We start from the raw sequence: 24,578 nt of genomic DNA, 5'->3' as shown, positions 1-24,578 counted from the left end.
ACCCCTCAGTCATATCAGGGTCAATCCAGTACTGAAAAAATTCGTAACACCCAAAAGCAAAGAGCCACCACTGGCCGTCGCCCGTAGTACTCAACCACTGTCAGGAACAGCCTAATGACTCAGACCTCCTCCACCGTGATTGACCACAACCCCTCTTTCTGGACTCGCTCACGTCTATTCGTCGGCGTCTGCGCCGTGGTGATTGCCGGTGTTGGTGGCGCAATCTACACCCAGGACAGCATCAAGTCCGCCGCCACCCTGGTCAGCACCACCCAACAACCTGCCGCGCAAATCATGGCCCACAAGGACTACCTGGAAGTCCACCCGATTGCCTCGACGGCACCGGAACCGGACCGCAGCCTGGAGCTGTGGGCACTTCCTGCTGGCGGCACACCCGTCTCCCTTGGTCTGTTGCCGGAAGATGGCAAGGGCATCATTGGCCTCAACCCGCGCCAGCAGGAAACCATCAGCGGGCCTGTGGAGTTGATGGTGAGTTCGGAAACCAAGGGTGGGTCAGTGAGCAAGCAGCCTACCGGACCTACGGTGTATCAGGGGGCGTTGGCCATTCGCTGAGCCACTTTCCACTGGTCGTTCACCGAGTGGGAACGCTCATACAGTTACTTTGATGCAAAAAGGGCGACCCGCGGGTCGCCCTTTTCTTTGCCTTGCGTTTACGCCGCGCTAAACAACTTGTGCGGATCAATCACAAACTTCTTCGGCACGCCCGCATCGAACTCGCCATAGCCACGTGGCGCGTCATCCAGGCTGATGACTTCCACGCCCACAATGTCGGCAATCTTGATGCGATCCCACATGATCGCCTGCATCAACTGGCGGTTGTACTTCATCACAGGCGTCTGCCCGGTGTGGAAGCTGTGGGACTTGGCCCAGCCCAGACCGAAGCGAATGCTCAGGCTACCCATTTTCGCGGCGGCATCCACCGCACCTGGATCTTCGGTGACATACAAGCCGGGGATGCCGATTTTGCCGGCAACACGCACCACGCCCATCAACGAGTTGAGCACGGTGGCCGGGGCTTCGTGCTTGACGCCGTCATGGCCGTGGCCGCGAGCTTCAAAGCCCACCGCGTCCACCGCACAATCGACTTCCGGCTCGCCCAGCAGTGCGGCGATCTGTTCGTGCAGCGGGGTGTCCTGGGACAGGTCGGCGATTTCGAAACCCTGGGCCTTGGCGTGGGCCAGGCGGATCGGGTTGACGTCGCCGATGATCACCACTGCCGCGCCCAACAGGCGGGCGGAAGCGGCTGCGGCCAGGCCGACAGGGCCGGCACCCGCCACGTAGACGGTGCTGCCTGGGCCGACACCGGCGGTGACTGCACCGTGATAGCCAGTGGGGAGAATGTCGGAGAGGCAAGTCAGGTCGCGGATTTTCTCCATGGCCCGGTCGCGATCCGGCAGCTTCAGCAGGTTAAAGTCAGCGTATGGCACCAGGGCGTATTCGGCCTGGCCGCCGGTCCAGTCGCCCATGTCGACATAACCATAGGCGCCGCCTGGGCGGGCCGGGTTAACGCTGAGGCAGACACCCGTGTGCATTTCCTTGCAGGAGCGGCAACGGCCGCATGCGACGTTGAACGGTACAGAAACCAGATCGCCGATTTGCAGGTTTTCGACGTCGCGACCTTTTTCAATCACTTCACCCGTGATCTCGTGACCCAGCACCAGGCCGGTCTGGGCCGTGGTGCGGCCGCGCACCATGTGTTGGTCGGAGCCGCAGATATTGGTGGAGACCACGCGCAGGATGACGGCATGTTCAATCTTCCTGCCACGGGGGTCCTGCATTTTGGGATAGTCGATTTTCTGTACTTCGACCTTGCCGTTGCCGAGATACACGACACCACGATTACCAGACATGCTTTCACCTCGCTGTTGTTGTTATGGAACCGCGTTGCCCAGGCAGGCAGCGCGTTAAATGCTCGGGTACAGATGCTGTTTCTTGTGTTGTTTGTCAGAGCACCACGGTGCGATTGGCGTTCAAGAACACCCGCCGCTCAATGTGATACCCCACCGCCCTGGCCAACGTCTGGCCTTCGATGTCCCGGCCCTTGGCGATCAAGTCTTCCGGGTAGTGACTATGGTCCACCACCTCGACGCCCTGAGCGATGATCGGGCCTTCGTCCAGGTCGTTGTTGATGTAGTGCGCGGTGGCGCCCACCAGTTTCACGCCCTTGTTGTAGGCCTGGTGATAAGGCTTGGCGCCCTTGAAACCAGGTAGCAGGGAGTGATGGATGTTGATGGCTTTGCCATCGAGCTTGCGGCACAGCTCCGGTGACAGCACTTGCATGTAGCGGGCAAGGATCACCAGCTCGGCGCCGGACTCTTCGATCACCTGCCATACCTGACGCTCCTGCGACGGCTTGTCGTTGGGGTCCAGGGGGAAGTGGTAATAGGGGATCTGGTGCCAGTCGGCCAGGGGCTTGAGGTCGGGGTGGTTGGAGACCACGGCGACCACATCCATGGACAACTGACCGATACGCTGGCGGTAGAGCAAGTCGTTAAGGCAGTGATCAGCCTTGGAGACCATGATCACCACTTTGGGCCGGTAGTTTGGCGCGGTGAGTTCGAAGATCATGCCGAAGGCTTCACCGCGCTCCACCAGGCCATCGCGAAAGCCTTGTTCATCGAAACCGTCGGGCTGACGGAACTCCACGCGGATGAAGAAGCGGCCCGAGAGCCGGTCATCGAAGGAGTGGTGTTCGGTGACGTAGCAGCCCTGCTCGAACAGATAGCGGGTCACCGCGTCCACCGTGCCGAGCACGCTGGGGCAATCGGCGGTCAAAATCCATGTATCGGGTACGCGGCTCATTGTTCGTGACTCCTAAGGCATCTGTAGGCAACGCTGCCTCCTGTAGGAGCAAGCTTGCTCGCGAAGAACTCAAGGGCGACGCGTGTATTCTGGAAGCACGCGTTATCGTTGGCGTTTTTCGCGAGCAAGCTCGCTCCTACAGGAGGGTCGGGTCAGGCTTCGACGTTCAACCCATACTCCGCCGCCGCATCCTGCAACCACAGCCACCAGTAATCCGAGAAGCTGCGACGAATCACCAACTCCCACGTGTCTTCAGCGGTATGGCGGATCACCAATTGCGACTTGGCGAACACCGTGCCAATTGCCTTGCCCACCGGAAAGTTGTCGGGATGCACGTCGTAGCTGGTGGATTTCATCAGCACGTCGCGCACATTCGGGCCGCTAAGCTCCAGAATTTGCTGACCGCCGCTGACGTTGACGATCTGGATATGCAACTCCCCCAGCGCCTCACGCAAGCTTTTCTCGGCAGCGAACTCTTCACCGCTCGGCACCACCAGCAGCCACTCATCCGGGCCGAGCCATTGCAGGCTAGCTTCACCCTTGACGATCACGCCCAGGGCACCAGGTAATTCGATGCCCAGGGCCTTGTGTACGCCAGCAGCGAAAGCGGCGTCATGGCCATCGCCACGAATGGTCAGGTGGCCGAGGAGTTTCTTTTCGCGGATGGTCACGCCGGCGTTCTTGCGACCCTTGCCCACCTGGCTGACAAGGTCGGCATGGTGCAGCGACGACTCGGCCTTGGCCCCGGTGATGGGGCGTTGTTGGTATACGTTGACTGCGGTCATATGGAGCACCTGTCTTGAATTCATGCGTCAGATATTCTGACGATCACCCTTGGGATCAAAGAACACCGAAGAAACAATCTGCGCCTCGATCACGCTGCCATCCGCCAGCGGTGCAAACACCCGCTCGCCGATACGCTTCAAGCCGCCCTTGACCACGCCCATGGCAAACGAATAGCCGAGGGAGTTGTGGGCATAACTTGAGGTGACGTGGCCAACCATCTTCATCGGGATCGCCTGCTTGGTGTCGAACACCAGCTGCGCGCCTTCCGGCAACCACACGTTCGGATCAATCGGCTTCAAACCCACCAGTTGCTTACGCTCTTCACGCACGCAATCTTCACGGTTCATCCCGCGCCAGCCGATCCACGAGAACGGTTTGGTGCGGCCAACACACCAGCCCATGTTCAGGTCGTCCGGGGTCATCGAGCCGTCGGTGTCTTGCCCAACGATGATGAAACCCTTCTCGGCCCGCAGCACGTGCATGGTCTCGGTGCCGTACGGGGTCAGGTTGTACTGCTTGCCGGCTTCGACGATCTGCTCCAGCACGCCCATGGCGTAGTCGGCCTGCACGTTGATCTCGTAGGAGAGTTCACCGGTAAACGAGATACGGAACACCCGCGCTGGCACGCCGCCTACCAGGCCTTCCTTCCAGGTCATGAACGGGAAGCCGTCCTTGTCCAGGTCGATGTCAGTGACTTCAGCCAGCAGCTTGCGGCTGTTGGGCCCGGACAGGGTCATGGTCGCCCAGTGGTCGGTGACCGAAGTGAAGTACACCTTGAGGTCTGGCCACTCGGTCTGTTGGTAGATTTCCAGCCATTGCAGCACGCGTGCAGCGCCGCCAGTGGTGGTGGTCATCAGGAAGTGGTTATCGGCGAGGCAGGCAGTAACGCCGTCATCGAAGACCATGCCGTCTTCCTTGCACATCAGGCCGTAGCGGGCCTTGCCCACGTCGAGCTTGGTCCAGGCGTTGCTGTAGATGCGGTTGAGGAACTCGCGGGCATCCGGGCCTTGAATGTCGATCTTGCCCAGCGTCGATGCGTCCAGCAGGCCGACGCTATCGCGCACGGCCAGGCATTCGCGTTTCACCGCTGCGTGCAGGTCTTCACCGTTGCGCGGGAAGTACCACGGGCGTTTCCACTGGCCGACGTCTTCAAACTCGGCGCCGTTTTTCACGTGCCAGGCTTGCAGCGCGGTGTAGCGCACCGGTTCAAAGATGTGCCCACAGTGACGGCCTGCTACCGCGCCGAAAGTCACCGGTGTGTAGTTGGGGCGGAACATCGTGGTGCCCATTTGCGGGATGGTCACGTTCAGCGAGCGAGCAGCAATCGCCAGGCCGTTGACGTTGCCCAGCTTGCCCTGGTCGGTGCCGAAACCCAGTGCGGTGTAGCGTTTTACGTGCTCTACCGACTCGAAACCTTCGCGGGTCGCCAGTTCGATGGCGGCGGCGGTCACGTCGTTTTGCAGGTCGACGAATTGCTTCGGTGCCCGTGCAGTGGCTTTCTCATGAGGCACCTGGAACAGCGCCAACGTCGGTTCTTCCAGACGGGTCAGGGCTTTGGGCAATACGCCTTCCACCGGCTGGAAACCCGCTTCGCTGGCTGCGCGCACGCCGCCTTCAAAACCGTCCGCCAGGGAATCACCGAGGCCGTAGACACCGTTGATGCCGCCGACGCACACGCGTTTTTGCGGTGCTTCGCCCGGTACAAAGCCGAGGATATCTTCACGCCAGGTCGGCTTGCCGCCCAGGTGCGAGGCCAGGTGAACCACCGGGCTGTAGCCGCCGGAACTGGCCACCAGGTCGCAATCCAGCCATTCGCCGGGGCTGGTAACTTTGTGGGCCTTGACGTCAATCGCCGCCACACGGACGCCGGTAACGTGCTTGCTGCCACGGGCCTCGATCACGGCGCTGCCGGTGAGGATGCGAATACCTTTGGCGCGCGCTTCTTCAACCAACGCGCCGCGTGGGTTGTGACGAGCGTCGGCCACGGCCACCACTGCAAGGCCGGCATCAAGCCAGTCCAGCGCGACGCGGTAGGCGTGATCGTTGTTGGTGGACAGCACCAGTTTTTTGCCCGGTGCCACGCCGTAACGGCGCACGTAAGTCGAGACTGCACCTGCCAGCATGTTGCCCGGCACATCGTTGTTGCCATAGACCAGCGGGCGCTCACAGGCACCCGTCGCCAGTACCACGCGCTTGGCGCGGATGCGGTGGATACGCTGGCGCACCTGGCCAATCGGTGCGCGGTCGCCGAGGTGATCGGTAAGACGCTCGTGAATGGTCAGGAAGTTATGGTCGTGGTAGCCGTTGACCGTGGCGCGAGGCAGCAGCAGCACGTCCGGCAAGGATTTCAGTTCGGCGATCACACTGGCGACCCATTCGGCCGCCGGCTTGCCGTCGAGGCTTTCGCGCGAATCCAGCAGCGTGCCGCCGAACTCTTCCTGTTCATCGGCAATGATCACACGGGCACCACTACGGGCGGCGGCCAAGGCAGCAGACAGACCCGCAGGGCCAGCGCCGACAATCAGCACGTCGCAGTGACGGTTCATATAGTCGTAGGTGTCCGGATCGTTCTCGGTCGGCGAGCGACCAAGACCTGCTGCCTTACGAATGTACTTCTCGTAGGTCATCCAGAACGATTGCGGGTACATGAAGGTTTTGTAGTAAAAACCCGGCGGCATCAGCTTGCCGCCGACCTTGCCGAGAATGCCCATCACGTCGTTGTTGACGCTCGGCCAGCCGTTGGTGCTGGTGGCGACCAGGCCTTGGTAAAGCGCCTGTTGCGTGGCACGCACGTTAGGGATTTGCGTGGCTTCGGTAGCGCCAATCTGCAGCACTGCGTTGGGCTCTTCCGCACCGGCAGCGAAGATGCCGCGCGGACGCGAATACTTGAAGCTGCGACCAATGACGTCGACGCCGTTGGCCAGCAGGGCAGCGGCCAGGGTATCGCCTTCAAAGCCTTTGTAGCTCTGGCCGTTGAAGGTGAAGCTCAAGACTTTGTTGCGGTCGATCCGGCCACCGTTGGACAGGCGATTGATCTGGCTCATACCTTCTCTCCAGAAGCCTTGGCGGTAAATTGCGGCTTGCTGCCAATCTTGTAGGTTTCAAGAATTTCGTAGGTGACGGTGTCGCGGGTCGCGTTGAAATACTGACGGCAACCGGCGGCGTGAATCCACAGCTCGTGGTGCAGGCCACGGGGGTTATCGCGAAAGAACATGTAGTCGCCCCACTGCTCGTCGGTGCAGGTATTGGGGTCCAGCGGGCGCGGAATATGCGCTTGGCCGGAGGCGTGGAATTCCTCTTCGGAGCGCAGTTCGCCACAGTGAGGACAGAAGATATGCAACATAGGAATTTCTCCTGTTAGTGGGCGACGGCCGCAGCGCCGTGTTCGTCGATCAGCGCACCGTTGTGGAAACGGTCGATGGAGAATGGAGCCGCCAACGGGTGCATTTCACCCTTGGCGAGGCTGGCGGCAAATACGTTGCCCGAGCCTGGAGTCGCTTTAAAACCACCGGTGCCCCAACCGCAGTTGAAGAACATGTTCGGCACTGGCGTCTTGGAGATGATCGGGCAGGCGTCCGGCGTGGTGTCGACGATGCCGCCCCACTGACGGTTCATGCGCACGCGGGACAACACCGGGAACATCTCGACGATGGCCTGGATGGTGTGTTCGATCACCGGGTACGAACCGCGCTGGCCGTAGCCGTTGTAGCCGTCGATACCGGCGCCGATCACCAGGTCGCCCTTGTCGGACTGGCTGATGTAGCCGTGCACGGCGTTGGACATGATCACGCTGTCGATGATGGGCTTGATCGGCTCCGACACCAGCGCTTGCAGCGGGTGGGATTCGATCGGCAGGCGAAAGCCCGCGAGGCCGGCCATGTGCCCGGAGTTACCGGCAGTCACTACGCCAACGCGCTTGGCGCCGATAAAGCCTTTGTTGGTTTCGACGCCAATGCACACACCGTTTTCCTTGCGAAAACCGATCACTTCGGTTTGCTGGATCAGATCCACGCCGAGAGCATCAGCAGCACGGGCAAAGCCCCAGGCCACGGCATCGTGACGGGCCACGCCGCCGCGACGCTGGACGGTGGCGCCCAGTACCGGATAACGGGTGTTTTTTGAGCAGTCAAGGTACGGGATCTCGTCCTCTACCTGTTTGGCATTAAGCAATTCGCCGTCGACGCCGTTGAGGCGGTTGGCGCTGACGCGGCGCTCGGAATCACGGATGTCCTGCAAGGTATGGCACAGGTTGTAGACACCGCGCTGGGAGAACATCACGTTGTAGTTCAGGTCCTGGGACAGGCCTTCCCACAGTTTCATCGCGTGTTCGTACAGGTGCGCCGACTCGTCCCACAGATAGTTGGAACGCACGATGGTGGTGTTGCGCGCGGTGTTACCGCCGCCCAGCCAGCCTTTCTCGACCACGGCCACGTTGGTGATGCCGTGCTCTTTCGCCAAGTAATAGGCAGTCGCCAGACCATGCCCGCCACCGCCGACGATGACCACGTCGTAGACCTTTTTCGGGGTCGGTGTGCGCCACATTTTTTGCCAGTTTTCGTGATGGCTGAGTGAGTGCTTGAAGAGGCCAAAGCCCGAGTAGCGTTGCATAGTCATTACTCCAAAACCGCGCTCAGCGATAAACCGGGAAATCAGCGCACAGGGCGGACACATGCTTGGCGACGTTAGCCTCGACATCGGCGTCGCCGAGGTTGTCGAGGATGTCGCAGATCCAGCCGGCAAGCGTGAGGCACTGGGTCACTTTGAAACCGCGAGTAGTCACCGCCGGGGTGCCGATACGCAGGCCCGAGGTCACGAACGGCGACTGCGGGTCGTTAGGCACGGCGTTCTTGTTGACGGTGATGTGGGCGCGACCGAGGGCGGCGTCCGCCTCTTTGCCGGTAAGGCCCTGACGGATCAGGCTGACCAGGAACAGGTGGTTATCGGTACCGCCGGACACTACATCGTAGCCGCGTTTGATAAACACGCCGGCCATGGCCTGGGCGTTGTCGATGACTTGCTGTTGATAGGTCTTGAAGCCGGGCTCCAGGGCTTCCTTGAAGCACACGGCCTTGCCGGCGATCACGTGCATGAGCGGGCCGCCCTGGCCGCCGGGGAAAACGGCTGAGTTGAATTTCTTTTCCAGCTCTTCGTTGGCTTTGGCGAGGATCAGGCCGCCACGAGGACCGCGCAGGGTCTTGTGGGTGGTGGTGGTGACCACGTCGGCGTAAGGCAGCGGGTTCGGGTACAGGCCAGCAGCGACCAGGCCGGCAACGTGGGCCATGTCGACGAACAGGTAGGCGCCCACCTTGTCAGCGATCTGGCGAAAGCGTGGGAAATCCAGGGTCTTCGAATAAGCGGAAAACCCGGCGATGATCATTTTCGGCTGGTGCTCGACCGCCAGGCGTTCGACTTCGTCGTAGTTGATCAGCCCGGTGTCGGTATCGATGCCGTACTGCACGGCGTTGTAGAGCTTGCCGGAGAAGCTGACCTTGGCGCCGTGGGTCAAGTGGCCGCCATGGGCCAGGCTCATGCCCAGCACGGTGTCGCCGGCTTGCAGCAGGGCGAGGAACACTGCGGCGTTGGCCTGGCTGCCGGAGTGCGGCTGGACGTTGGCGTAATCGGCGCCGAACAGCTGCTTGGCACGTTCGATGGCCAGGGCCTCGACCTTGTCCACATGCTCGCAGCCGCCGTAGTAACGCTTGCCCGGATAACCTTCGGCGTATTTATTGGTCAGGCCGCTGCCCTGGGCTTGCATGACACGCTTGCTGGTGTAGTTCTCTGACGCGATCAGCTCGATATGATCTTCCTGACGCTGCTCCTCGGCATTCATGGCCGCCAGCAGTGCATCGTCATAACCCTGGATCTGGTCTTGCTTGCTGAACATCGCGTCTCTCCCAGCATTTCGTCTTGTTGAGGCCCGTGCACGCGGCAGCGCCCTTTGATGCGATGGTAGGGCTGGTGCAGACAGACCAAATGCCTACGGACGCCACGCAAAGGTGCGTTTACGACATGGGTTGAGCAAATGCTATTGGGGGGGGCTGACAAACTGTAGGAGCGAACTTGCTCGCGAAAAACCTGAGGGCGCCGCGTTCAATCAGGCAGCCCGCGTTATCGTTGACGTTTTTCGCGAGCAAGCTCGCTCCTACAGGGGTCAGGCGATGATCTGACGGACGAGTAATAACAGGAGGAAATGCAACGGATAGAGGGCATACGCCCAGCGCCGCATGGCGGGCGGTGAGACGTGTCCGGCATGTCGCAACAGGACAAGTCCGGCCAGTGGCGCAATCAGGCATGTCGCTAACCCCAGCAGCGCAGCAGCAGTGCCGCTATTGAGCAGAATCTGCCATTGATTGGCCGCTAGACACACCAGCCCCGGCAGCACGCTGAAATACCAGGGCCTGCAAAACACCAATAGCATCGCCAACGGCAGCAACACGCCAAAGAAGCCGAACATCAGTTGCGTCGAGAAAACAGCCGCCAGAACAAGAGCGATCAGCGCCAATCCTCGATCCATGAGCGCCTTCTGCTGCCATCCTCGGGCAACCAGCAACCCCAGCGCCAGAGTTGGCAGCACGTTGAGAGTGTCCGCATCGACGATGAACATCCGATACGGCACCTCACTGATCACACTGAACAGCAACAACCAACCCAGATAACGCCACTGCCCCGTCACCGGCGCATTCCCGACCCGATGCAAATTCGCCGCAATCGCCAGGCAGAACCACGGGAACGCCAAGCGCCCTGGCACATACAGCCCATCCAGGTTCAAACCGACATACCGCAGGTGATCCAGCACCATGCTTAGCAGCGCCAGCCACTTGAGCAGATCGAGGGCGCCATTGCGGACGCGGCTTACAGGAATCGTTTCAGTACCGTGCATAATTCCCCAAAGACTTTGCATTAACAGTGCGTGCGCACCCTCGACAATCTTGGTTAAAGTGCGCACCAACATCGACCACAGGAACGGGCCATGACCGACAAGAGCCAACAATTCGCCAGCGACAACTATTCCGGCATCTGCCCTGAAGCCTGGGCCGCGATGGAACTGGCCAACCAGGGCCATCAGCGCGCCTATGGCGATGATGAGTGGACCCACCGCGCCGCCGACGGTTTCCGCAAACTATTCGAAACCGACTGCGAAGTATTCTTCGCCTTCAACGGCACGGCGGCCAACTCCCTGGCGCTGTCTTCACTGTGCCAGAGCTACCATAGCGTGATTTGCTCGGAAACCGCCCACGTCGAAACCGACGAATGCGGCGCGCCGGAGTTTTTCTCCAACGGTTCCAAGCTGCTCACCGCCCGCACTGAAAACGGCAAGCTGACGCCTGAGTCGATCCGCGAGATCGCCCTCAAGCGCCAGGACATCCACTATCCAAAACCACGCGTTGTGACCCTCACCCAAGCCACCGAAGTCGGCAGCGTCTACACCCCGGAAGAAATCCGCGCCATCAGCGTCACCTGCAAGGAACTGGGGCTGAACCTGCACATGGACGGCGCGCGCTTCTCCAACGCCTGCGCGTTCCTCGGCTGCTCGCCTGCAGACCTGACCTGGAAAGCCGGCGTCGACGTGCTGTGCTTTGGCGGTACCAAGAACGGCATGGCCGTGGGTGAGGCTATCCTGTTCTTCAACCACAAACTGGCCGAAGACTTCGACTATCGCTGCAAACAGGCCGGGCAACTGGCGTCGAAGATGCGCTTCCTCTCCGCGCCATGGGTCGGCCTGCTGGAAAACGACGCCTGGCTCAAACACGCCCGCCATGCCAACCACTGCGCGCAACTGCTCAGCAGCCTGGTGTCGGACATTCCTGGCGTTGAGTTGATGTTCCCGGTACAGGCCAACGGCGTGTTCCTGCAACTCTCGGAACCGGCCATCGCCGCGCTGACAGCCAAGGGCTGGCGTTTCTACACCTTTATCGGCAAGGGCGGCGCGCGATTCATGTGCGCGTGGGATACCGAAGAAGATCGCGTGCGGGAGTTGGCGGCGGATATTCGGGAAGTGATGAGCGCCTGAAACGCTGATACACAGGGTAAAACCGGTCTCTGTGGCGAGCGAGCTTGCCCGCTCGCCACAAGAGTTTGTGCACAACTTAGCGCTTAGAACTCGATACGCACGTCGCCCTTTGGCACGCTGCAGCACGACAGGATGTAGCCTTCAGCTTCATCCTCCTCGGTGATCCCGCCGTTGTGCTCCATCTCGACTTCGCCACCCAGCTTCATCACCTTGCAGGTCCCGCAAATCCCCATGCCGCAAGCTTTGGGGATCAGCAGGCCGAGCTTGGCCGCAGCGGCGTGAACGGTCTCGCCCGGTGCCACGCGTATGCTCTTGCCAGAAGAAATGAACTCCACCTGATGCAGATCCGCCAGGGCGATTTCCGGTGCATCCGCCGCTTGTTCGGCTTGCTCCACCGCGTCGGCCCGGGCTTCCGGTGGCGTCGCACCGAAGGATTCCTCGTGGTAGCGGCTCATGTCGAAGCCGTTGACTTCCAGCAAGCGCTTGACTGCGTTCATGTACGGCGTGGGCCCGCAGCAGAAGACTTCCCGCTCCAGGAAGTCTGACACCATCAGTTCGAGCATTTTCTGATTCAGGTAACCGCGATAGCCGGCCCAAGGCTCGCCCAATCCATGTTTTTCGCAAATCAGGTGCAGGCTGAAGTTATCGATCCGCGACGCCATGTGCTCCAGTTCGCGGTGGTAAATGATGTCTTTCGGTGAGCGGGCACTGTGGACAAACACCATGTCGACATTGGCATTGGTGTCGTAATACCAGCGCGCCATGGACATCACCGGGGTGATACCCACGCCACCGCTCAGATACAGCACTTTCGGGTTGGTGAAGTCGATGGCGTTGAACAGCCCGACCGGCCCGTGCACCGCCAGCTCCTGGCCTTCGTGCAGGGTATCGTGCAGCCAGTTGGAAACCTTGCCGCCCGGTACACGCTTGATGGTTACCGAAAAGCTATAAGGCACCGACGGTGAGCTGGAAATGGTGTAGGAGCGCATGATCGGCTGGCCGTCGATTTCCAGCTCCAGGGTGACAAACTGCCCCGGCTTGAAAAAGAACAGGATCGGCTGATCAGCCATAAAGCAGAAGGTGCGCACGTCCCAGGTTTCCTGGATGACTTTGACGCAGCGGACGATGTGCCGACCATTGGCCCAGGTCTGGGTGGTTACCGGATTCAGGAAGCTGTTGGACATGCTTGTACTCCACCGCCGATGGTCGGCCTTATGGTGGCGATTCTGCGTAACGCGCGAACCACCCATTTATCTATCTGCGACATTCACATACTTATCGCGACCAGCCCCCATACCACGGGGGTTGCACGTCGGAAACAGAGTGGGCCATGTCGCTAATGGATAAGGTTGCGGGCGGCGCCGGCCCCACACTCGCTCCACATAAAGACGCTTTCTTTACGCCTTGCGCAGCACTAACCGTAGCCACTTTCGCCGGCCACACAGAATGGCCATGAGGACACACACGATGGACGTCACCGCAACCTTAAGCTTGGGCGATCCGCTGGAACCCGCACGCAAGGCCACCGCGCACATGCTGCAAGAGCGCGAGCGCACCTTTTCGCTGCCGCAGCCGTTTTACTCTGATGAGCGGCTGTTCGATATCGATATGCAGGAGATCTTCCAGAAAGAGTGGTTGATCGCCGGCATGACCTGCGAAATCCCCACCAAGGGCAACTACATCACCCTGCAAGTGGGCAAGAACCCGATCATCGTCATTCGCGGCGCCGACGGCGTGGTGCATGCCTTTCACAACGTCTGCCGCCATCGCGGTTCGCGCTTGTGCACCAGCGACAAGGGCAAGGTGGCCAAGCTGGTCTGCCATTACCACCAGTGGACCTATGAGCTGGACGGCCGCCTGCTGTTCGCCGGCACCGAGATGGGCGCTGACTTCGACATGAAGCAGTACGGCCTCAAGCCAGTAAGCGTGAAGACCGCAGGCGGTTATATCTTCATCAGCCTGTCGCAGAACCCACCGGCCATCGACGACTTCCTGTCGACCCTGAGCCATTACATGGAGCCCTACGACATGGAAAACACCAAGGTGGCGATTACCACCACCTTGTTCGAAAAGGCCAACTGGAAGCTGGTGCTGGAAAACAACCGCGAGTGCTACCACTGCAACGCCTCGCACCCGGAACTGTTGAAAAGCCTGCTGGAATGGGACGACGTCACCGACCCACGGGCCGACCAAGCGTTCAAGGACCACGTTGCCGCCTCGGCTGCTGCCTGGGATGCCGAGAAGATCCCTTACGCCCACGCCAGCTTCGGCTTGCGTAACCGTATCGTGCGCATGCCGCTGCTCAAGGGCACCGTGTCCATGACCCTCGACGGCAAGCAAGGCTGCAAGAAGCTGATGGGCCGCATCCAGAACCCGGACCTCGGTTCGATGCGCATCCTGCACCTGCCCCACTCGTGGAACCACTGCATGGGCGATCACATCATCGTCTTCACCGTGTGGCCGATCAGTGCCCAGGAAACCATGGTCACCACCAAGTGGATCGTCCACAAGGATGCCGTGGAAGGCGTGGACTACGACGTCGACCGCATGCGCCAGGTGTGGGACGCTACCAACGATCAGGACCGTCGCCTGGCGGAAGAGAACCAACGTGGAATCAACTCCACGGCGTACCAGCCTGGGCCGTATTCCAAGACCTATGAGTTTGGTGTGGTGAACTTTGTGGATTGGTACAGCGAGCGGATGCTGAGCAACCTGGGGGCGGCACCGGCGCCGTACTTGAAAGGCGTTGCTGTGCACGAATAAAACCGCCAAGGAGCGAGCTTGCTCGCGAAGGACTTGAGAGCGCCGCGTTCACTCAGGATGCCCGCGTCATCGTTAGCGTCCATCGCGAGCAAGCTTGCTCCTACAGAAGCCCTCGCTGTACAAAAATCAACCGATAGCCTTGAAGCTCTTCACCGCCCTGCCCTCCAGCCATCCCCTAACAACTTATCCACAAAGCCACCCACAGTAATTGTGGGCAACTGCGCTGCTCTCTCGAAATAAACTCAAGAAGATCCGTGACTTATTCAAAGTTATGGATTTTATCCAATATTGATCATTTTTTGATCTAAAGCCTGAAAGCCACGGTTTATATGCTCTACAGAGGAACGCGAACACCTTATCCACAGAAGCGCCAACAGACTTTGGGGGCAACTTTGGTCTATCTGTGGAAAACCGCCCACTGCCTCGAAAAATCGAGGCTTTGAGAGGAGATTCAGGCTGAAATGGCGACATTGATCATATTTTGATCAGCCCACTGAAAGCCCTTATCTATAAGGGCTGTAGTGGATAGCAAACATCTTATCCACAGAAGCACCAACAGACTTTGGGGGCAACTCTGCGCCGGACATTTTCCTTATCCACAGAAAAACCCAAGGAAAAACCGTCAGTTAGGTTGGTTGTTTTTCGTACAGAGGGCTACAGGGCTTGATTTACATGGGGTGTGGACAACCGCGAACAGGTTATCCACAGCTGGGCCAACAGGGATTGTGGGTAACCCCACAAATCTCCTGTAGGAGCGAGCTTGCTCGCGAAGAACTTGAGAGCGCCGCGTTAGACCAGACACGCTGCGTTATCGTTGACGTTTTTCGCGAGCAAGCTCGCTCCTACAAAGGAGGGCTTAGCGCACCACGCCTTCCTCGATCAGCAGCTTTAGGATGGCTTGGGCGCCGTCTTCGGGGCTGACACCCTTGAGTACCTGCCCGCCACCGCCGCTGGCCTTCGCCGTCGCCGCCTTCATGCGATCTGCACCGCTCTTGGCCTTGATCACCTTCAAGCGCTTGGGCCGAGGCTTCGCCGGTTGCAGCACGGCGGCGATGAATAACTCATCGTCCAGCACCTGCACCTCGTGAGCTTCCAGCAACCCGCGCTGGGCCGGGCCATAGGCACTTTGCCGTGGTTTTGGCGCAGCGTTATCCACCGTGGCCAGAAACGGCAAACGCACCTTCAGGCGCCGCCGCTGGCCACGGGGCAGCGCTTGCAGCACATGGGCCACGCCACCGTCGATGGACTCCACCTGGGCCAGGCCGACAATCAGCGGCCAGCCCAGTTGCTCGGCCAACAGGAACGGCAACATCCCGGAACCTTCACCGGTTTCCGCCTGGCTGCCGGTCAGCACCACCTGGGCGCCGGCATCGCGCAGATAATCGCTGAGGACTAGCAGTGCGTCAGCGCCAGCGGGTTGTTCCAGCACATGCAGCTGTTCCAATCCCATGCCCAGGTAGGCGCGCAGGGTGGGTTCCGCAATATCACCGGCATGCAGCACTTGCAGGTTATTCCCAGCCAGCTGCAAACCCAGTTCCACGGCGCGTGCATCCTGTTCAGCCCGGCGTGGCCGGCCTGAAGTCGGGTGGGCGCCGATAGACACCAGGCTGATTACGTTGGTCGTCATGGCCATATCCTTTGCTTAAGCCGCATCGCGCTTGGCGCCATTGCGGTAGGCCTCGACCGCTGCGATCAAGGCTTGCAGAATCGCGGCGCTTTCGCCGATCACCGACAGGTCGGCACGCTTGATCATGTCGCAACCGGGGTCAAGGTTGATCGCCACCACCTTGTCGCAGGTACCGATGCCTTGCAGGTGCTGGATCGCCCCGGAGATCCCCACGGCCACGTACACCCGCGCAGTGACCCAAGTGCCGCTGGCGCCAACCTGGCGATCACGGGCCATAAAGCCGTCGTCCACCGCCACCCGCGACGCGCCTTCGGTAGCGCCCAGGGCAGCTGCGGCCTGGTGAAACAGCGCCCAATCCTTGACCCCGTTGCCACCGGAGAAAATAAATTCTGCCTCAGCCATGGGAATCGCTGCCGGGTCCACCGCCACCGCGCCAAGATCGTCGATACGCGGCAGGCTGCGCGCCAGGCTTGTGGATAACTCCACGGGCAATACTTCGTGACGTGTTTCGCTGACGGGTTCCGCGCACTCCACTGCGGCCAAAATCATTCGTGGCAGTGGTCTCACCAGGTCTTCCTGACCGGCTCCGGCGCGGCCGATACACTCCTGGCCCTTGATCTGCCACACCCGCGTTGCCGGGCGTTCCTTGAGGCTCGCGGCAAACCGTCGGCCCAGTTCACCGCCACCGGTTCGGCTGTCAGGCAGCAACCAATGGCGCGGGTTGAACTGGTTATCCACAGCCCGCAGGCCCTGGACCCTTTGCTCCGGTGAATAACCGTCGAACTCATGACCTTCCAGCACCAGCAGTCGGTCGACACCCGCTGTGGCAAAGGCGTTTTCCTTATGTTCGCCAAACACCACCGCCAACACCGCACCGTCGTTGCCGGCCAACTGCCGGGCCAGGCCCAGCAAGTCACGGTCGTGACTGCTCAAGCGGCCGCCGACCATATCCGGCACCACGTTGATGTAGAACGCAGGTGCAGCCACCTGATGCAGCGGCAATTGCAATTGCACTTGCGCCGCCGCCGAACGCTTGGCCGCGCCGCCTTGCTGGGCACCACTGCGGTCGATGCGTTTTATGCCGTTGGGGCCGATAAACCCGACGCCATGCACGTTCTTGCGGATGACGCCGTTGGGCCCCATCCAACTGTGTTGTACCGGCTGCATCGCCGCATGCAGCGGGTGCAGACGGTTGCGGGCGATCCATTCGGCCCGTGGGTCGCGGCGAATAATGTCGCTCATCAATGCACCTCCACGGGTTCGCGCTTGATCGGTGATTTTGCAGGCGCAGCGTCTTCCAGCAAGGCGTCGGCCACCAGCTCTGCGATGTCTTTGATCAATGGGCGAGGTTCGACGACACCTTCAAGCATCGCCGTGCACTGTGGACAACCCACGGCCACCAGCTCGGCGCCGGTTTCGCGGATGTCTTCCATGCGCATATCGGGAATCCGCTGTTTGCCTGGAATATCAGTAATCGGCGCACCGCCACCGCCACCGCAGCAACGGGAGCGGAAGCCAGAGCGTTGCATTTCCTTGACCTCGATCCCCAGCGCCCGCAGCACTTGGCGCGGCGCCTCGTATTCGCCGTTGTAACGGCCCAAATAGCACGGGTCGTGATAGGTCACGCTGTTGCCTTTGTGCTGGCCCAGATTGAGGGCGCCAGCATCGATCAGCTCGGCCATATAGGTGCTGTGGTGCTGGACGAGGTAGTTGCCATCGAAGGCGCCGTATTCGTTTTTCAGCACATGGAAACTGTGGGGGTCGCAGGTGACGATGCGCTTGAAGCTGTATTTGGCCAGGGTCTGGATATTGCGCGCGGCCAACAGCTGGAAAGTCGCTTCATCGCCCAGACGACGGGCCACATCGCCGCTGTCGCGCTCTTCGAGGCCCAGCACGGCGAAGTCGACCTTGGCCGCTTTCAGCACTTTGACGAAGGCGCGCAAGGTGCGCTGGTTGCGCATATCGAAAGCACCGTCGCCGACCCAAAACAGCACGTCGGTGGTTTTCTTGTCGCTGAGCAGCGGTAGGTTCAAATCCGCCGCCCAGTTCATCCGCCCACCAGGGGCAAAGCCGCCAGGGTTGTCGGTGGCAATCAGGTTTTCCAGAACTTCGGCGCCCTTGTTCGGCGTCGCGCCCTTTTCCAGGGTGAGGTAGCGGCGCATGTCGACGATGGCGTCCACGTGCTCGATCATCATCGGGCACTCTTCCACGCAGGCGCGGCAAGTGGTGCAGGACCATAGGGTCTCGGCGTCCACCAGGCCATTGACGATCGGTTGATGGGGGTTGCCGCTGTGTTCACCTACTGGCTTGCCTGGGTACGGGCTGCCGGCGAACTTCGCGTCGGTGCCGCCGGCCAGGCCGACGACCATGTCCTGGATGAGTTTTTTCGGGTTCAACGGTTGGCCGGCGGCGAACGCCGGGCAAGCGGCTTCGCACTTGCCGCACTGCACGCAGGCATCGAAACCCAGCAGCTGGTTCCAGGTGAAATCCTTGGGTTTTTCCACGCCCAGCGGCGCGGTTTTGTCGGTCAGATCCAAAGGCTTCAAGCCAGTGGAACGGCCACCGCCAAAGCGTTCGGCGCGACGGTGCCAAGCCAGGTGCAAGGCACCGGCGAAGGCATGTTTCATCGGCCCGCCCCAGGTCATGCCGAAGAACATTTCCGACACGCCCCACAGCACGCCCAGGCCGAGCAGCGCCGCCAGCAGCCAGCCGCCGAAATCGACAGGCAGAATCCCGGCCACTGGCAGGGTCACCAGGAAGAAGCTCACCGAGAACGCCATCAGGCTTTTCGGCAAGCGCATCCACGGGCCTTTCGACAGGCGCGATGGCGGGTTGCGACGGCGCAGGTAGACAAAGCTCGCGCCGACGAACATCAGCACCGAGGCCAGCAACAAGGCGTAGCCGAGGATGCGGTTATGCAGGCCGAAACCATGCACCAGGATCGCCAGCAGCGCCGACAGCACAAAGCCCAAAGCTGTGGCGACGTGGGTGTTGGCGATGTACTTATCGCGGGCGACCACGTGGTGCAGGTCGACCATGTAGCGTTTGGGCATGGCCAGCAGGCCGCCGATCAAGTCGACCGTGGACGAACGGCCGCGTCGCCACATGTTCACCCGGCGCAAGGCGCCAAGGACGGCAAGGCCCAGGGCAGCAAAGAGCAGGATGGGAAGAAGGGTGTTCAACATGGTGAAGCTCCCGCAAGGGTCTTGTAGGAGCGAGCTTGCTCGCGAAAAACCTGAGAACGCCGCGTTAAGTCAGACTTCCCGCGTCATCGTTCACGACCTTCGCGAGCAAGCTCGCTCCTACAGGGAGGTTGCCTAGAAATCCTTGCACAGGCGCAGGGCATCGTAGATGGCGGCGTGGGTATTACGCTGGGCCACACAGTCACCAATGCGGAACAGCAAGTACCCCTCACCCGCCTCGCTCAGGCACGGTTGCGGCTTGATCGCGAACAAGGCTTCGATGTCCATCTGGCCCTTGTTGCGCGAACCTGGCTTGAGTGCGTAGTAGATTTCTTCATCCGGGCGCACGCCGTTCTCGACCACCACCTGATCGACCACCCGCTCTTCCTTGGCGCCGGTGTATTCGTTCTCCAGTACCGCCACCAGCTTGTCGCCCTCGCGGTAGACCTTTTCCAGCATCATGTCGCCGGTCATGATCACTTCCTTGGGGTATATGCTGCGGTAGTAAGTCGGGAACGACGTACCACCGACGGCCACGCCCGGCTTGATATCGTCAGTGACAATCTCCACCTGGCTGCCCTTGTCGGCCAAGAAGTCCGCCACCGACAGACCGGTGAACTCGCAAATGGTGTCGTACACCAGCACGTTCTTGCCCGGCGCTACCTTGCCGTCGAGCACGTCCCAACTGCTGACTACCAAGCCTTCGGCTGCGCCCCAATGTTCGTTCTGCTCCAGAAACGGATGCCCACCAACAGCAAGTACTACCACGTCCGGATGCAGGTCAAGGATGGTCGCCGCATCCGCCGCCACGCCCAGGCGCAGGTCGACGTTCAGCCGCGCCAGTTCCAGCTGGAACCAGCGGGTGATCCCGGCAATCTGGTCCCGTTGCGGCGCTTTCGAGGCAGTGGTGATTTGCCCGCCGATAAATTCTTTCTTCTCGATCAGGGTTACATCGTGGCCACGTTCAGCAGCAACGCGGGCGGCTTCCATCCCGGCAGGACCGGCACCGACTACCACCACTTTGCGTTTCACTCCGGTGGATTTTTCGATGATATGCGGCACTCCCATGTATTCACGGGAAGTGGCGGCGTTCTGGATGCACAACACGTCCAGGCCCTGATATTGGCGGTCGATGCAGTAGTTGGCACCGACGCACTGCTTGATCTGGTCGATCTGGCCCATCTTGATCTTGGCGATCAAATGCGGGTCGGCGATGTGGGCGCGGGTCATGCCGACCATGTCCACGTAGCCGCCTTCCAGGATGCGGGTCGCCTGGTTCGGGTCCTTGATGTTTTGCGCGTGCAGCACTGGGGCCTTGACCACTTCCTTGATCCCGGCCGCCAAGTGCAGGAATGGCTCCGGTGGATAACTCATGTTGGGGATAACGTTGGCCAGGGTGTTGTGGGTGTCGCAGCCCGAGCCGACGACACCGATAAAGTCGAGCATGCCGGTGTCGTCGTAGTACTTGGCGATCTGTTTCATGTCCTCGTGGGACAGGCCATCCGGGTGGAATTCATCGCCGCACAAACGGATGCCGACGCAGAAATCCGGCCCTACTTCAGCGCGCACAGCCTTCAATACTTCAAGGCCGAAGCGCATGCGATTTTCAAAGCTGCCGCCCCATTCGTCGGTACGCTTGTTGACCCGTGGGCTCCAGAACTGGTCGATCATGTGCTGGTGCACTGCCGACAGCTCCACGCCGTCCAGGCCACCGGCCTTGGCCCGTGCCGCAGCGCTGGCGTAGTTGCCGATCACTCGCCAGATTTCTTCCGGCTCGATGGTTTTGCAGGTAGCGCGGTGCACCGGTTCACGGATGCCTGACGGCGACAGCAGCGTCGGCCAATGCTCGCCATCCCAGCGCGAGCGACGGCCCATGTGGGTAATCTGGATCATGATCTTGGCGCCATGCTTGTGCATGGCATCGGCCAGGTTCTGGAAGTGCGGAATGATCCGGTCATCGGCCAGGTTCACCGATTTCCACCAGCCCTGCGGGCTGTCGATGGCGACACTGGAAGAACCACCGCAGATCGCCAGGCCGATCCCGCCCTTGGCTTTCTCTTCGTAATACTTCACATAGCGGTCGGTGGTCATGCCGCCGTCGGTGGCATACACCTCGGCGTGGGCGGTACTGAGCACGCGGTTGCGGATGGTCAGTTTGCCGATCTGGATCGGCGCAAACATTGCTTCGAAAGCCATGGCAGGGTCCTCGACTTACAACGGCTTGACGGTGAACAGGCCGTCGTCGTGGCCCTCTTCGGAGCCGCCGTAGACCTGTTCCGCCACGGTGCGAACCTTGCTGCCGCGCGCTTGCAGGATCTGGTCCATGGCGCCGGCAAACCAGCCAGTGAACATGTAGTCGACCTTGCGCCCGACCTTGCCGTACACATAGACGAATGCCGAGTGCTCGAGCTTGACGCTGGCAGTGCCTTTGTCGAGGTCGATGTCCTGGATCTTGAACAGGCCCCAGCCGCGTTGCGACAGGCGCTTCATGTAGTGCTCGAACACCGCGACGCCTTCCAGGCCGTGGCATTCAGCTTCTTTTTCACACCAGTGCCAGGCAGATTTGTAGCCGGCCTTGTAGAGGATTTCGGCGTAAGCGTCAGCGCCCAGAACTTCTTCGATGCCCATGTGGTTGTTGACGAAAAAGTGCCGTGGCACGTAGAGCATCGGCAGGGCGTCAGAGGTCCAGACACCGGTTTCGCTGTCGACTTCGATAGGCAATTGAGGGGCGATCTTGGCCATGGAAACTTAACTCCAGAAAATTCGTTGTGTTGTCGTGCTACGGGATCGTTGTTTAGAGGTGGGCTTATTCGCCCCAGACATCCTTGAGGACGCTGACCCAGTTCTCGCCCATGATCTTGCGCACCACGCGCTCAGGATGGCCGCGCTTGAGCAATGTCTCGGTCAGGTTGGGGAACTCGCCCACGGTGCGGATGCCCAGCGGGTTGATGATCTTGCCGAAGCTGGTCAGACGGCGGGCGTAGCCCTTGTCATGGGTCAGCATTTCAAAGAAATCCTGGCCATGACCCTGGGTGAAGTCGGTGCCAATGCCGATGGCGTCTTCGCCGACGATGTTCATGGTGTATTCGATGGCTTCGGCGTAGTCGTCGATGGTCGAATCAATGCCCTTGGCCAGGAACGGCGCAAACATGGTCACGCCAACAAAGCCGCCGTGGTCGGCAATAAACTTGAGTTCTTCATCGGACTTGTTGCGCGGGTGCTCTTTAAGGCCCGACGGCAGGCAGTGGGAGTAGCACACCGGTTTTTTCGATTCGAGGATGACCTCTTCGGAAGTCTTGGAACCAACGTGGGACAGGTCGCACATGATGCCGACGCGGTTCATCTCGGCGACGATCTCGCGACCAAAGCCCGACAGGCCGCCGTCGCGCTCGTAGCAGCCGGTGCCCACCAGATTCTGGGTGTTGTAGCACATCTGCACCACGCCAACGCCCAGCTGCTTGAAGATCTCGACGTAGCCGAGTTGGTCTTCAAAGGCATGGGCGTTCTGGAAGCCGAAAATGATGCCGGTCTTGCCCTGTTCCTTGGCGCGGCGGATATCGGCGGTGGTTTTCACCGGGATCACCAGGTCGCTGTTCTCGCGGATCAGGGTCTGGCTGGCGACGATGTTGTTGATCGTGGCCTGGAAGCCTTCCCACACCGATACTGTGCAGTTGGCGGCGGTCAGGCCGCCCTTGCGCATGTCTTCGAACAGGTCGCGGTTCCACTTGGCAATGATCAGCCCGTCGATAACGATGCTGTCGGCGTGCAGTTCGGCTGGGCTCATCAGACTGTCCCCTTTTTGGCGATTCATGCGCCGAATCGTCTGCCGGCGCTTTGGGGCCAGCATATGCCCAGGGGCTGACGGAGCCGGGTGCAAAAACGACAGGGGAATTGCCGAAAGCGTCAATCCACGACAAAGGGTGCTATGACATGTCTGACTGGCGACTGTTCTTTGTCTTACGCTTGAGCCAGAATTCCCCGCATCACCTGATATGAGACGGCGCAATGAAATCGATTTTCCTGGCTTTGGCACTCATCGCAACCAGCGTGCAGGCGGCAGAAGACCCCGACAGCACGCCCTGCGACGGCATAGAAAACGACCAGCAAACCCTGGAATGCGCCACCTACAACAAAACCACCGCCGAGCAACTGCTCAAGGACAACTACCAAAGCCTGCTGGAGGAGCGCATGCGTCCTCTCTATGGCAGCGACAAGGCAAAACTGGCCGACATCACCGCCCGCCTGGTCGACGCCCAGCAAAAATGGCAGAAGCTGCGGGACGCCGATTGCGCGGTGGACACCTTCCCGGCCGTTCCTGGGACCAAGGCTTATGCCATTGCGCAGAATGACTGCCTGGCGCGGATGAGCGACCAGCGGTCGGAGTTTTTGGAGTCGATTGGGCAGGAATAAGCAGGATATGCGCCCCCAATGAACCCACGCATCTATCTGCTCGCCCTCGCCGCCTTCGTGGCCGGCATTGATGAAAACCTGGTATGCGGGATTCTGCCGTTATTGTCCCGGGAACTGGGCGTCACCCTGAGCGCAGCCGGGCAGTTGACGACCGTATTTTCCCTGACCTTTGCCCTGTGCGCCGCGCCGCTGCTGTCGCTAACATCGCGTATTGAACGGCGCACGTTGCTGATTGCCGCCTTGCTGACCTTCGCGGTGGGCAACCTGGGTTCCGGGTTGGCGGTGGATTACTGGATGCTGCTGGTCTGCCGGATCATCAGTGCCGGCAGTTGTGCGTTGGTGGTGCTGCTGGCGTCGACCTTGTCGGCATCGCTGGTAGAGACGCGTTTGCGCGGGAGGGCGATTGGCATTGTGTTCATGGGTATCAGTGGGTCGCTGGTGCTGGGGATTCCACTCGGTATCGCCTTGGGCGAGTCACTGAGTTGGCGGGCACCGTTTTTGCTGCTGGCATTGCTGGCGCTGGTGATCGCTGGGCTGCTGCGTCTGAGCTTGCCTACCTTTGCCAGCCGTGCGCCGACGTCGCTGCGCGATTACTGGCGGCAACTGGTGATTCCCCAGTTGCTGTTGGCGCAGATGGTTTCGGTGTTGCTGTTGACCGGGCATTTCGTGCTGTTCGCCTACCTGGCGCCATACGTGCAGCAAACCATGGGTATCCACGGTGTCTCGCTAAGCTATCTCTACGTATTCTTCGGCATTGCCGCGATCAGCGGCGGCTACACCTCGGCGATGCACCTGGGCGCCGCGCTGGGTGGTGTGGTGATTGCCAAGGGCAGCCTGGAAATGACGCCGTTGGTGGGTGCGCTAATGACGGCACTGGCCCTGGCGGCTGCGTGCCTGAGCCTGATGGCAGGCGCCCGTCGAAAGCTTTGACCCTGATCCCAAGGTGCGCGACCATTCGCGGCCTCTCCACCCTTTC

At 60.5% G+C, this 24,578-nt stretch carries 20 protein-coding genes; 5 read left to right on the top strand and 15 right to left on the bottom strand.

All coding sequences use genetic code 11. The annotated features are described in order from the left end of the window. The first annotated feature begins 114 nt into the window (after positions 1-114). A complete protein-coding gene (locus tag ACZRKZ_RS16040; RefSeq protein ID WP_463982054.1) occupies positions 115-573 on the top strand; it encodes an anti-sigma factor domain-containing protein in 459 nt (152 codons plus the stop codon). A 98-nt stretch (positions 574-671) separates the two neighbouring features. On the opposite strand, the gene fdhA is transcribed toward ACZRKZ_RS16040, so the two are convergent. The 8 genes from fdhA to ACZRKZ_RS16000 all read right to left on the bottom strand — a co-directional run bounded on the left by fdhA (position 672) and on the right by ACZRKZ_RS16000 (position 10,489). Further along, the gene (gene fdhA / locus ACZRKZ_RS16035) at positions 672-1,871 is read right to left on the bottom strand and encodes a formaldehyde dehydrogenase, glutathione-independent (RefSeq protein ID WP_133102340.1); all 1,200 of its coding nucleotides are present in this window, start codon (positions 1,869-1,871) and stop codon (positions 672-674) included. Positions 1,872-1,965: 94 nt separating this feature from the next. Next, complete coding sequence (gene purU / locus ACZRKZ_RS16030; RefSeq protein WP_149413425.1) at positions 1,966-2,823, bottom strand: formyltetrahydrofolate deformylase; 858 nt, start codon at positions 2,821-2,823, stop codon at positions 1,966-1,968. 152 nt (positions 2,824-2,975) lie between these two features. After that, entirely contained in the window at positions 2,976-3,608 is a 633-nt protein-coding gene (locus ACZRKZ_RS16025) for a sarcosine oxidase subunit gamma (RefSeq protein ID WP_463982053.1), read from the bottom strand. A 27-nt stretch (positions 3,609-3,635) separates the two neighbouring features. Continuing rightward, positions 3,636-6,653: a sarcosine oxidase subunit alpha gene (locus ACZRKZ_RS16020; RefSeq protein WP_463967841.1), complete on the bottom strand. Its 3,018-nt coding sequence runs from the start codon at positions 6,651-6,653 to the stop codon at positions 3,636-3,638. After that, positions 6,650-6,952, bottom strand: coding sequence for a sarcosine oxidase subunit delta (locus ACZRKZ_RS16015; RefSeq protein WP_076017832.1), 303 nt, complete (start codon positions 6,950-6,952; stop codon positions 6,650-6,652). The genes ACZRKZ_RS16020 and ACZRKZ_RS16015 overlap by 4 nt, the downstream gene beginning before the upstream one ends. A 14-nt stretch (positions 6,953-6,966) precedes the next feature. Further along, a complete protein-coding gene (locus tag ACZRKZ_RS16010; RefSeq protein ID WP_133102516.1) occupies positions 6,967-8,217 on the bottom strand; it encodes a sarcosine oxidase subunit beta in 1,251 nt (416 codons plus the stop codon). Between the two features lie 22 nt (positions 8,218-8,239). Beyond that, positions 8,240-9,493: a serine hydroxymethyltransferase gene (gene glyA / locus ACZRKZ_RS16005; protein ID WP_133102345.1), complete on the bottom strand. Its 1,254-nt coding sequence runs from the start codon at positions 9,491-9,493 to the stop codon at positions 8,240-8,242. 267 nt (positions 9,494-9,760) lie between these two features. After that, entirely contained in the window at positions 9,761-10,489 is a 729-nt protein-coding gene (locus tag ACZRKZ_RS16000; protein WP_463982052.1) for a TraX family protein, read from the bottom strand. A 90-nt stretch (positions 10,490-10,579) separates the two neighbouring features. On the opposite strand from ACZRKZ_RS16000, the gene ACZRKZ_RS15995 reads away from it, so the two are divergent. After that, complete coding sequence (locus tag ACZRKZ_RS15995; RefSeq protein WP_463982051.1) at positions 10,580-11,620, top strand: threonine aldolase family protein; 1,041 nt, start codon at positions 10,580-10,582, stop codon at positions 11,618-11,620. 83 nt (positions 11,621-11,703) lie between these two features. Here ACZRKZ_RS15995 and gbcB read toward each other — a convergent pair whose 3' ends face one another. Then, the gene (gbcB, locus tag ACZRKZ_RS15990; protein WP_463982050.1) at positions 11,704-12,804 is read right to left on the bottom strand and encodes a glycine-betaine demethylase subunit GbcB; all 1,101 of its coding nucleotides are present in this window, start codon (positions 12,802-12,804) and stop codon (positions 11,704-11,706) included. 283 nt (positions 12,805-13,087) lie between these two features. On the opposite strand from gbcB, the gene gbcA reads away from it, so the two are divergent. Next, a complete protein-coding gene (gbcA, locus tag ACZRKZ_RS15985) occupies positions 13,088-14,383 on the top strand; it encodes a glycine-betaine demethylase subunit GbcA (RefSeq protein ID WP_463982049.1) in 1,296 nt (431 codons plus the stop codon). Between the two features lie 856 nt (positions 14,384-15,239). On the opposite strand, the gene etfB is transcribed toward gbcA, so the two are convergent. From etfB to ACZRKZ_RS15955, 6 genes are all read right to left on the bottom strand, one after another. Beyond that, entirely contained in the window at positions 15,240-16,010 is a 771-nt protein-coding gene (gene etfB / locus ACZRKZ_RS15980) for an electron transfer flavoprotein subunit beta (protein WP_463982048.1), read from the bottom strand. Between the two features lie 15 nt (positions 16,011-16,025). Next, complete coding sequence (gene etfA / locus ACZRKZ_RS15975; RefSeq protein WP_463982047.1) at positions 16,026-17,252, bottom strand: electron transfer flavoprotein subunit alpha; 1,227 nt, start codon at positions 17,250-17,252, stop codon at positions 16,026-16,028. Further along, a complete protein-coding gene (gene dgcB / locus ACZRKZ_RS15970; protein WP_463982046.1) occupies positions 17,252-19,195 on the bottom strand; it encodes a dimethylglycine demethylation protein DgcB in 1,944 nt (647 codons plus the stop codon). The genes etfA and dgcB overlap by 1 nt, the downstream gene beginning before the upstream one ends. 132 nt (positions 19,196-19,327) lie before the next feature. Next, a complete protein-coding gene (gene dgcA / locus ACZRKZ_RS15965) occupies positions 19,328-21,388 on the bottom strand; it encodes a dimethylglycine demethylation protein DgcA (protein ID WP_463967834.1) in 2,061 nt (686 codons plus the stop codon). 15 nt (positions 21,389-21,403) lie between these two features. Next, positions 21,404-21,934, bottom strand: a complete 531-nt coding sequence (locus ACZRKZ_RS15960; RefSeq protein ID WP_095147211.1) for a DUF5943 domain-containing protein — start codon at positions 21,932-21,934, stop codon at positions 21,404-21,406. A 64-nt stretch (positions 21,935-21,998) separates the two neighbouring features. Continuing rightward, positions 21,999-22,976, bottom strand: a complete 978-nt coding sequence (locus ACZRKZ_RS15955; RefSeq protein ID WP_133102352.1) for a dipeptidase — start codon at positions 22,974-22,976, stop codon at positions 21,999-22,001. Positions 22,977-23,197: 221 nt separating this feature from the next. Here ACZRKZ_RS15955 and ACZRKZ_RS15950 point away from each other — a divergent pair, with 221 nt between their 5' ends. Together ACZRKZ_RS15950 and ACZRKZ_RS15945 are read left to right on the top strand one after the other, a co-directional pair. Then, positions 23,198-23,602 carry a lysozyme inhibitor LprI family protein gene (locus ACZRKZ_RS15950; protein ID WP_463982045.1) on the top strand — a complete coding sequence of 135 codons (405 nt, stop codon included), beginning with the start codon at positions 23,198-23,200 and terminating at the stop codon, positions 23,600-23,602. Between the two features lie 18 nt (positions 23,603-23,620). Then, positions 23,621-24,532: an MFS transporter gene (locus ACZRKZ_RS15945; protein WP_463982044.1), complete on the top strand. Its 912-nt coding sequence runs from the start codon at positions 23,621-23,623 to the stop codon at positions 24,530-24,532. Positions 24,533-24,578: the final 46 nt, after the last annotated feature.

The sequence above is a fragment of the Pseudomonas sp. c313 genome, assembly GCF_055407145.1.
This window is presented reverse-complemented; position numbering and strand designations above follow the sequence as displayed.